This is a genomic window from Blastopirellula marina (assembly GCF_002967765.1).
Taxonomy (GTDB): Bacteria; Planctomycetota; Planctomycetia; order Pirellulales; family Pirellulaceae; genus Bremerella; species Bremerella marina_A.
This window is the reverse complement of the sequence record NZ_PUHY01000015.1, coordinates 820437-829833: the sequence shown is the minus strand read 5'-3', so window position 1 is coordinate 829833 and position 9397 is coordinate 820437. Positions and strand designations below refer to the sequence as shown.

General features: G+C 51.4%; 10 protein-coding genes. 5 read left to right on the top strand and 5 right to left on the bottom strand.

Translation table 11 applies throughout. The annotated features are described in order from the left end of the window. Positions 1-147 (top strand): integrase core domain-containing protein (locus C5Y83_RS27795; protein WP_146117953.1); only part of this gene is annotated, 147 nt, incomplete at its 5' end. 303 nt (positions 148-450) lie between these two features. Here C5Y83_RS27795 and C5Y83_RS27790 read toward each other — a convergent pair. The 3 genes from C5Y83_RS27790 to C5Y83_RS27780 form a co-directional block, all read right to left on the bottom strand. Further along, entirely contained in the window at positions 451-666 is a 216-nt protein-coding gene (locus tag C5Y83_RS27790; RefSeq protein ID WP_105333025.1) for a hypothetical protein, read from the bottom strand. 91 nt (positions 667-757) lie between these two features. Continuing rightward, on the bottom strand, positions 758-997 hold the full coding sequence (locus tag C5Y83_RS27785) for a hypothetical protein (protein WP_233207377.1): 240 nt from the start codon (positions 995-997) through the stop codon (positions 758-760). A 17-nt stretch (positions 998-1014) separates the two neighbouring features. Further along, complete coding sequence (locus C5Y83_RS27780; RefSeq protein WP_233207378.1) at positions 1015-1890, bottom strand: hypothetical protein; 876 nt, start codon at positions 1888-1890, stop codon at positions 1015-1017. Between the two features lie 35 nt (positions 1891-1925). Here C5Y83_RS27780 and C5Y83_RS27775 point away from each other — a divergent pair, with 35 nt between their 5' ends. Together C5Y83_RS27775 and C5Y83_RS29235 are read left to right on the top strand one after the other, a co-directional pair. After that, positions 1926-2792 (top strand): DUF1552 domain-containing protein, encoded by an 867-nt coding sequence (locus C5Y83_RS27775; protein ID WP_105333037.1) that lies wholly within the window; start codon positions 1926-1928, stop codon positions 2790-2792. Next, positions 2735-3139 carry a hypothetical protein gene (locus C5Y83_RS29235; RefSeq protein WP_146117952.1) on the top strand — a complete coding sequence of 135 codons (405 nt, stop codon included), beginning with the start codon at positions 2735-2737 and terminating at the stop codon, positions 3137-3139. Before C5Y83_RS27775 ends, C5Y83_RS29235 begins: the two co-directional genes overlap by 58 nt. 57 nt (positions 3140-3196) lie before the next feature. Here C5Y83_RS29235 and C5Y83_RS27765 read toward each other — a convergent pair whose 3' ends face one another. Beyond that, on the bottom strand, positions 3197-4591 hold the full coding sequence (locus C5Y83_RS27765; protein WP_105333035.1) for an alginate export family protein: 1395 nt from the start codon (positions 4589-4591) through the stop codon (positions 3197-3199). A gap of 309 nt (positions 4592-4900) precedes the next feature. Further along, positions 4901-5731, bottom strand: a complete 831-nt coding sequence (locus tag C5Y83_RS27760) for a helix-turn-helix domain-containing protein (RefSeq protein ID WP_158262561.1) — start codon at positions 5729-5731, stop codon at positions 4901-4903. A gap of 976 nt (positions 5732-6707) precedes the next feature. On the opposite strand from C5Y83_RS27760, the gene C5Y83_RS27755 reads away from it, so the two are divergent. Both C5Y83_RS27755 and C5Y83_RS27750 read left to right on the top strand, forming a co-directional pair. Further along, the gene (locus tag C5Y83_RS27755; RefSeq protein ID WP_105333033.1) at positions 6708-7382 is read left to right on the top strand and encodes a hydrolase; all 675 of its coding nucleotides are present in this window, start codon (positions 6708-6710) and stop codon (positions 7380-7382) included. A gap of 147 nt (positions 7383-7529) precedes the next feature. Continuing rightward, on the top strand, positions 7530-9311 hold the full coding sequence (locus C5Y83_RS27750; RefSeq protein ID WP_105333032.1) for an amidohydrolase: 1782 nt from the start codon (positions 7530-7532) through the stop codon (positions 9309-9311). The last annotated feature ends 86 nt before the right edge of the window (positions 9312-9397 follow it).

The following is a 9397-nucleotide window of genomic DNA, read 5'->3' as shown; positions in this document are numbered from 1 at the left end:
CGGTGGCGAGTCGAGTACAACACGGTACGCCCGCACAGTTCGCTGGGGTACCGCCCACCGGCACCGGAGGCCATTCTTCCAGGGGAAGCTGCTTCCGCTACGCTCCAGCACCTTCCCCTGGAAGAATCCTTGAAGACTATAACTTAAAGACTGGTTTCATTCGCGGGGGCAGGTCAATGGTACCCTTTCCGACTACCGAGGCTCTTGCCACCCTTGTAGCACGCCCAAGCAACGAACGCCCAAAAACCGATGGCTACGATGGATTCCATACACTCTCCATTTCAAAAAGAACTGATTTCTCACTGTTCCACAATTCGCATTCTCGAACAGCGAGGATGACTGCGATGTTGGCGTCGACCGCGTCGCTGGCCTCCGCGAACCTGAAGAAGATCGACCTCTCGATGCACTCTCCCACGAAGGCCTCGACTCGTATTTGAGGTAACGGGTGAACTAGACAGCTTTCGTCGCATGCCAGTCGCTCCCATAGAGCTGCTCTGCTCGCTGGAGGTCTAACTGATCCCAATCGACAACGTGGGGGCCGGTACCATCCTCGTCATCCGATTCAGTCTCGGACTCCTCTATGAGTGAAAAGCCGAGTTGTCGGATGGTGTCGATGCTTTCACCCGTTGCATCCGCGATACAGCGGTAAAGTTCAGAAGTACGCATTAAAAACACTTTCGAAAGGTCAAGAACGAAAAAAGCCCTCTCCGGAACATTTTCCAAAGAGGGCTACAAACAAGCTGATTGGAGAAAACGGCTAGGAATCGGTGCAACAAAGCCAGTGCAACTGAAGCCACGTAACTTCAACGTCTAAGGCCTCACTGCGTTTACGAAACGGTCCCAGCTTCGGTCCACAAACCGGCAAAAGATCAGCGAACCACAGGCCTTCTTCGTTAGGCTCCACAAACGAGCCACGCGAGATCGACAGCTTTCCAAGCGAATGTAGGTCAATCGTCTCGCCATAAAGACAACGAATCTCACCGCTTGGTGAAATCATGAGTTGCATAACTCACCTCACTTGAGAGTCCGAATGATTCGCCGTCGCGGGCGATCGACTAACAATTCATCGAGTACCGACTGGACGCTCGACAATTCCCGGCTCACACTTTGGCGCAGATTCGCATTGTCGCGCAGGGCTTGTGGCTGAACACCTTGAACGATCCGCTGACAGTCCGACACGAGCTCGTCAAGCTGATCGTTGGAGCGAATATTCAGGGAGCGAAATCGCTCGAAGAACTCATTCAAGTTACCGATGGCGGAGTCGCGAAAAATCCGCGTACGCCCGTCTTGGCTTCCCGAGAGCCGGTCTGTTAAATGGGAGACCAACTCGGAAAGCTCTTCAATAAACGCAGACTCGGCCATTTCGACTGCTTCGTCGAAGCGAGCCTGAACCCTTTCACATTCGGTCTCGTAAAGTTGCGGATCAACGAGCCGGAGGTATGGCGGCACCTCAACATTCGGAAAATCCCAGCTGACCTCGAATAGGCCGCGCAGGGCATGCGGATAATCAGCTTCGTTGTAGAGTCGACCCAGGCGCTGTCTGGCCGCATCTTTTAACGCAGCGTAGTCTTCATCCAAGGCTTGAACGGTCTCCTGCAATCGTTCCCGCTGTTCTTCCATCCAGTTTTGAAAGGTGGGGACCATGTCACGCCGAATCAACCTGGTCGCCGGCTCGGGAAATGGCAAACTCATCGACGACCAGACCGACCGGATCGCATTGCGAACGGAATTGACCGCCTTAAAACGAGGGTTCTTCGTATCAAGTAGCTTCTTCTCGGCCCGCAAGAATTCTCCTTGGGCGTCGAATGACTCAGCCGCTTGGTCTTTTTGAGCACGGGTGAGCGTTTTCTGTGTGCCGAACCAAACGAAGTTGACGCGAGTTGCACACATTGTGGACCGCATCCGCTGCGAAGCGCTTTGTGGGAATGTATCACACGAATGGCGTGAATCCCTACAAGTGGTATCCAGCTGCTGTCGGACGCGACTACGTGATGCCGGAGAACCTCGCGATTTTGAAAGAATTGCGCGGTGATTTCACGGTGTTTTCGGGCCTGGCGCACTTCCGGTCCCCGCAAAGCGCCGGCCATTGGGGGCTGTCGAACTTGCTTACCGGTTGCGGCAATGGAGGAGGTGTGAAGTTTCATACCTCCGTGTCGCTAGACCAGTACCTTGCTCCCCATCTAAGCGGCGAAACACGAATTCAGAGTTTAAATCTGTCGTGCAAGTCAGGCGTAGGCGCCCTCAACGAACGTATCGTAACGATGTCGTATGGACAGCGTGGCAATCCAATACCAACCGAGTCCAGTCCACGAAAGATCTTTGAACAGTTGTTCGTCGAACCAACTCCTGAGGCAAAGGCACGATTCCGCCATTTGCAGTCACGCAATCAAAGTATTCTGGACAATCTGCGTGACGAAGCCTCGCAGGTAGGTCGTAAGCTTGGCAAAAGGGATCGGCAGAAGTTGGATGACTACCTGACGAACGTCCGTAGTGTCGAGCAGCAGATGCAGCGTGACGACCAATGGCTGGATGCGCCAAGATGGCAAGTCGATCCCGCCACCGGCAAAAAGATGTTGGCTACCGATCGCTATGACTTCGATTTGATGCTGGAACTCGTCTTCTTGGCTCTCGTCAGTGATACAACGCGGGTCATCACGTTCGTTCCGATGGAAGAGGGGGGCTGTACCACGGAGCTTCGCATTGGAATAGGAATCCTGAGAAGAGCCTACCAGAGATGGATACATGGGACCGCAAATGGATTGGTGGCTTATCAAAACTCGCGGGAAAGCTGAAGGATACTGAGGAGAATGAGGGGACTTTTCTCGACCGCACTACCATTATTTACGGAGGAGGTCACGGGCGGCGTCCGCATTTCAGTCACGATCTACCACTCGTACTCATGGGCGGGAAAGACTTTGGTTTCAAACACGGCCAGCATCTAGCGTTTGCACCGCTGGTTGATGAGAACGCGGATCGAAACCGACAAGAGAACGGAAACGGAAGTGCTGACTTCGCTTCCAACCGGGAAGAGTTCAAGCAAACTCCTCTAGCAAATATGTTCGTTTCCGTCGCGAATGCCATGGGAGTTGAGACTGCAAGCTTCGCCGACAGCACGGGTACGCTCACGGGATTGATCTAGCCAATAGGCTCTGCTGAAAGATGCGTCAACACAAAATGTCGAGAGTGTTGCCGGAGCTTAGTAGATGTACAGCAATTCACAGCCAAAGAAGTGCATTGTTTCCGCTTCACCACTTTCTTGGACGAATGCGCCTGGTGGCATCAGCGTGTACGAGGCAGTTCCTGCCAGGTTATTGGTGAATACGACTTCGAGAATTCCTTCATACTGAGTCGTCAAATATCGACTGCTACCAGCGGAACCGGGACGAAGGATTGAACCGCCAGCACCATACAATGCGTCATCGCGACTATATCGCCAGAGGAAGTCGACGTCGAAGGTCAAGTTGACCTGAGGCGAGAAAGCTAGGCTTAGAGAGGGATGAATGTCTATCAAATTGTAGGGAGCGATGACTCCTGATTCGCCAAAATACTTGAGCTTAGGATATAGAGGGTTGAAGGTTCCAAGTTTGGCGTCGTTGGGATCGGTGTCGCCACTAATGAAATCAACCTTGAGGTCGAATCCAGGCTCGAAGACAAGATCATGTATCTGATAGCCTATCTGCATCGCGAGTGACCAAGCCTCAATTCGTTTCTCGCCAAACTCACCAAGTTGGATGAACAACTCGGGATTCCAACTCCAAGAATTCCATGTGCCGTATAGGCGGGTACCAAACGTATGGCGAAGTTCTCTGCCGGTTGCTTCGTCAAAGACGGCTTGCGTGTTCTCCGAACCGATATAATAAAGATCGAGCCCAACAGACCTGGAGGCATCGTCGGTGCGTTCAATTAGGTCGATCGTGGCGTAAAGACTCCAAAGCTGTTGCGTGCGGCTCCATTGGTCGTCGAAGGCTCCAATTTCCGCTTCGACGGGACGTCCGTAGAATATGAAGGTTTGCGATTGGTCGCGAATTTTTCGGAGTTCGATGGTATCGAATGAACGAAGTACATTCGTGCCGTAGCGGGTAGAGATGAGACGTCCCGAACCAAATTCGGTGATTTGCCGCCCGAGACGGAAACGCCATACATCTTCGCTGCCTAATTCGATATCAACGAATGCCTGTAAGATGTCGGAGATGTCTTCATCAATAGGCGAAGGCATGGGCTCGACATCGACCGCAGGTGCGAGAATGAATTCGCCGAAGAAGCGAGTACGTTCCATGGGATGCCAGTCGAATGTTGGCAATGCCCTCAGCCAGAGATAGCCATCTCGATCACCCGCATTCATACCCCAGTTTGCATTTTCAAGCTTTTCGTATCTGGCACGCAGTTCCATTCCCGTTGTAATGTAACCCTTGGTGGTTGAAATATACTTGAGCGGAACCCACCATTGGCCTTCACGCTGGTCAGCAGCTTCTAGGAATGACCGGTCTTCGTTGTATCGAAAAGGACCGCTAGCTTTCTCGGTCTCTTGAGACAGTGATGTCGTCCATGAGACAAGAAGCAAAGCGATGCTCAGAATTCCATTTCGATACATTGGAAGCTTAAAGCTAGGCTGCTAACACACCAACGATGAATTGACTTTGATTGCAATTCCATCTTTCCGTAAATGAATGATCGAATCGCGCCCCACTCTTTGTGGAATCATGTCCTCACTTGGTCGAGAAAAGTGTTGGACAACTGCTCTGGACAGTCGAGCCAACACTTCGTGGGTAATCCATTGAAGCTACGAAATGCGAAAGTGGGGAAGTGTTATCAGATTCGCTGGCTTCGAGTATTGAACGATCTTGCTCCACATATCGTTCGATCTTGGTGGGTTGAGAGCATCTGGGGCATTTGAGTGATGTCAAGCGATCTCAGATCGCCAGCGGCCCGGAGGAACACCGACGATCTTCTTAAAGTGGCGACTGAAGTGTGCCTGGTCTGAAAATCCACAAGTCGATGCGACACTCGCCAAGGGCAAGTCGGGAACGCTTCGCATGAGCTCTTGCGAGCGTTCGATTCGGATCTTTGTTAGATAGAAGTAGGGAGGGTGACCGATCGCGTGTTTGAAAAGCCTTGAAAAATAGAAGGAACTCACGCCTGCCGCGTTGGCCAATTCATCAAGCGAGATACTTTGGTTAAATCGATCGTTCAGAATCTCAGTGACTCGTCGCAGTGCGGCGACATCCAACGCCGGGATATGATTGTCGGCTTGCTTCAGAATTGAAGAATGGTCTAACAGGCGACTTACGATCGCTCTGACTGCGACGTCGACATAGAGTCGCCCATTGGGGCTGCCGTTATTCGCCTCAATCCAAACCGATTCGATAAGACCATGCAGGTAAGTATCGTGACGATCACCACGAAAGATCCCGTTCAGATCATCTTTCAGTTGAACTGAAGTGATATCAGCTGCTTTGCAAAGTTCTTCGGCTGGAAGACTCAAGCTAAGCAGTTCAAAGACGCCATCTCCCTCGATCTCAGACTGTAGGTTCGCGGGAGTAACGATAAATCGCCCAGGAGCTCCTTTGACCGAAAACTTGCCTTGTCCCAGGTCGATATCCGCCCTGGACCAACCACGACTTATCATCTGGATATGAAAGTCAGGCGTGGGGGGGCTGCCAAATGCCTCTCGAATTCGTGCGCGACATATAGAGACTGGCGTCCCCGAGACTTCGCGGACTTCGGAAACCATGCAACGATTCTGCCATTCGCGACTTCGTGCCCACGTGGCGAAGCTATCGTACACCATGCTTGATGCCTACCCAGATCGACAAAGTAGAGAACGCTTGAGCACGAAACGTCATCAGCCGGAGGCCGAGTAACAATCGATTACGTTGGTCAAGTTCTGGCGACTACTTGGACCGCGCTCATAGCATTTCAGAGAAAGTTACCGCTGGGCTAAAAGCTACTCGTATTCTTGTCGCTGTGGAATAACAAAACTGACTACGTTCATTCCCCTCTTAAGAAACATCTGAACTAGGTTAGCAGTAAACGAACTGCAGTAGAAGAGAGTAACAGCCACGCATTGATTAGCTTGGCGAACTTTCTTCAATGGTATCCCTTGGGAGCCCAGGCATGCACTTGAAAATTCACGGGGCAATTTGCTTGGTGTTTGCGAAGTCTTTGCAAGATGGCTAAACCCGATCAAAACTTTTTTGTCGTTTCTTATGGGATATCCAAAAAATTGCGCGCCTAAACAAAGAAGGCCACGAACCTACTCCTGTCGGACTTATTTTGAGCAAGATCGTTCAATACTAAGTGTTCGCAGGTCGCCATTATGCTACCGCGAATCGTCCTTGAGGTCGGCCGACACGCCCTCGTATCGGGGCAGAATCAGTGTGGATTGCAAGTTATTAGTTTTAAATCGTGCAACACTGATTCAAGCGAAGGGCGTGTCGCCGTGGCATCCAAATGCGATCGTTCGGAATGTTAAGAAGTCTTCATCATGTTGTTGAGAGTAGTCCACATAGAGTTGGGCGTAAGATTTCGATTTGCCACCAATAGGCTTGTTATCGATTGAATAGTTCTACGGAGGTCGCCCGTGGTTTAGCCACGTCTCAGCGAAGAAACTTCTGGCATTCACATAGCGGCACTCTGGTTTCCAAGTCGCTTGGTCCGTGTTCCCGTGCACCTAGTGTTTCACATTTACAATCGATGGAGAAATTCCAATGGCAAGCGTTCTTCCCAATACCGATGGCGGGTTGCTCACCAAAGATAATTGCGCCTTAGTCTTCATCGATCATCAGCCTCAGATGGCATTTGGTGTGGCAAGTGGAATCGATCGGCAACTTCTGGTGAATAATGTCCTGCTACTCGCTAAAGGGGCAAAAGAATTTGGCGTGCCTACGATCTTGACGACGGTCGAAACGGAATCGTTTAGTGGCCCAATGTGGCCGGAGTTGCTCGACGTATTTCCCGATCAGGATCCGATTGAACGCACAGGCATGAATTCTTGGGATACGCCCGCTTTCCGCGAAGCGATCAAGGCAACAGGCAAGAAAAACATAATCATGTCAGGACTGTGGACGGAGGTCTGCGTCACTTGGCCGACGCTGAACATGATTGGAGAGGGCTACAACATCTTTGTCGTGGAGGACGCATGCGGGGGAACCTCTCAAGCAGCTCATGACGCGGCTCTTTCACGCATGGTGCAGGCTGGTGCGGTCCGCATGACGACAATCGGGACCGTTCTCGAATTCCAAAGAGATTGGGCGAACCGCGAACATTACAACGCGCTAATGCAACTCTTTCGTGATCACGGTGGTGCATACGGCATTGGAATAGAGTATTGCTACACCATGGTGCATAAAGCCCCACCTGCCAGGAAAGTTCCTAGCTCTTAGTTCCAGGTAGACCATCGCGAGTTGCAAAACGGCTACGCCTAGATATTTCTGCAATCTCAGATTATCGCTTCGGTGACAATCTGGGTACAAACAGTTGTCGACTCCATAAGGGTTCGATGAGTTCCCAAATAAAGGAATAGGAAAACCATGGCCCCCGAAACGATTCTCTTCGGTGGACGCGTCACCACTCAGGATCCTTCTAAACTCGAAGTGACAGCGTTGTCGATTGAAAGTGGGCGGGTTGCGGCGATCGGAAGTAACGATGAGATCCTTGCAAGTGCCATCGCGTCGACCGAGGTCATCGACCTTGAGAATCGCCGGGTAATTCCTGGACTAAACGATTCCCACTTACACGTGATTCGTGCTGGACTCTTCGCAAATCTTGAACTTCGTTGGGATGGGACTCCCACGATTGCCGAAGCGATGCGTCAACTGAAGGACCAAGCCCAAAGAACGCCACCTCCACAATGGGTTCGCGTGATCGGTGGCTGGAACGAGTTTCAGTTTGCTGAAGGTCGAATGCCAACTTTTCAGGAGATTAATGAAGCGGCTCCGGATACTCCGGTATTCATACTTCATCTTTACGATTCAGCAATGCTGAACAAGGCGGCGATACGTGCGCTCGGCCTCGACGAAAACACGAAGAACCCACCTGGCGGTCTTTTCGCTCGTGACCATCGAGGAAAGCCGATGGGACTACTCATCGCCGAACCCAATGCGTTGATTCTTTACTCGACAATTGCCAACGCGCCAAAGCTTTCGCGGGTAGATCAGCTTAACTCAACACGTCACTTTATGAGGGAGTTGAATCGGTTTGGTGTGACAAGTGTCGCCGACGCAGGTGGTGGAGGTCAGAATTATCCAAATGACTATGATGTGATCAACCAACTTGAGAAAGATGGTCACTTGACGTTGAGGATCGCCTATAGTCTCTTCGCCCAGAAACCGGGTGAGGAACTCAGCGACTACCTTCGCTGGCTTAATATGACCCATCCAGGCGATGGCTCTGATATGTTGCGCGTCAACGGGGCAGGGGAGAACCTTGTTTGGAGTGCCGCCGACTTTGAAAACTTTTTGCAGCCGCGCCCCGATCTAAAGCCGGTGATGGAATCGGAACTTGAGGCGATTGTTTTCAAACTGGCTGAAGCAAAATGGCCTTGGCGTATTCATGCAACATACGATGAGACGATAGACCGATTCTTGAACATATTCGAGCGGGTTCACCAAGAGCACCCAATCGATGGGCTACGCTGGTTTATTGATCATGCAGAAACAGTGACATCCCGAAATCTCGATCGCATCAAACGGATGGGCGGAGGCATCGCCATTCAACATCGGATGGCGTACCAAGGAGAGTACTTCATTCGTCGTTACGGCGTGGAAGAAGTCAAACGACATCCACCGATTCGTGAAATGCTGAAAATGGGCCTTCCTGTTGGTGCCGGCACAGACGGAACGCGTGTAGCAAGCTATCATCCGTGGACGTGTCTCTGGTGGCTAGTGACTGGGAAAACAGTCGGTGGGACAGTGCTTCAAGCTAGTGAAGATTGTCTGTCGCGAGAAGAGGCACTTCGGTTGTACACACAAGGAAGTGCCTGGTTCAGCGGAGAAGATGAGCATAAGGGGACATTGTCTCCAGGTAGTTTTGCCGACTTGGCCGTATTGAGCGAAGACTATTTCTCCATTGAGCCTGACCGAATACGTAGCCTGGAAAGTGTGCTAACTCTTGTCGGAGGCAAGGTTGTCTATGGTAAAGGGAACTACGCGAATTTTTCACCGGACCTGCCGCCGGTGAGTCCTGATTGGTCACCAGTCGCTCACTACGGGGGCTACAACAATTCGAACACGACTCCACCTAGTCATGAACATGCACCCATTATGGCAGCCGACGGTCGCGTATGGACGACTGGTTGTGGCTGCGGTGTGTAGGCTGATCTCACTTCTATTTCAGATTCTGGCCTATCCGCAAGCAACTTGATACCTCACTCGTGCATCTAATAGATACTTCCGTACCG

Excerpts from the sequence above, each read along its gene's own strand:
- C5Y83_RS27785 (WP_233207377.1), bottom strand. The coding sequence starts at position 997 with ATGATTTCACCAAGCGGTGAGATTCGTTGTCTTTATGGCGAGACGATT.
- C5Y83_RS29235 (WP_146117952.1), top strand. The coding sequence starts at position 2,735 with ATGGATACATGGGACCGCAAATGGATTGGTGGCTTATCAAAACTCGCG.
- C5Y83_RS27775 (WP_105333037.1), top strand. The coding sequence starts at position 1,926 with ATGTATCACACGAATGGCGTGAATCCCTACAAGTGGTATCCAGCTGCT.
- C5Y83_RS27760 (WP_158262561.1), bottom strand. The coding sequence starts at position 5,731 with ATGGTTTCCGAAGTCCGCGAAGTCTCGGGGACGCCAGTCTCTATATGT.
- C5Y83_RS27780 (WP_233207378.1), bottom strand. The coding sequence starts at position 1,890 with ATGTGTGCAACTCGCGTCAACTTCGTTTGGTTCGGCACACAGAAAACG.
- C5Y83_RS27765 (WP_105333035.1), bottom strand. The coding sequence starts at position 4,591 with ATGTATCGAAATGGAATTCTGAGCATCGCTTTGCTTCTTGTCTCATGG.
- C5Y83_RS27755 (WP_105333033.1), top strand. The coding sequence starts at position 6,708 with ATGGCAAGCGTTCTTCCCAATACCGATGGCGGGTTGCTCACCAAAGAT.
- C5Y83_RS27750 (WP_105333032.1), top strand. The coding sequence starts at position 7,530 with ATGGCCCCCGAAACGATTCTCTTCGGTGGACGCGTCACCACTCAGGAT.
- C5Y83_RS27790 (WP_105333025.1), bottom strand. The coding sequence starts at position 666 with ATGCGTACTTCTGAACTTTACCGCTGTATCGCGGATGCAACGGGTGAA.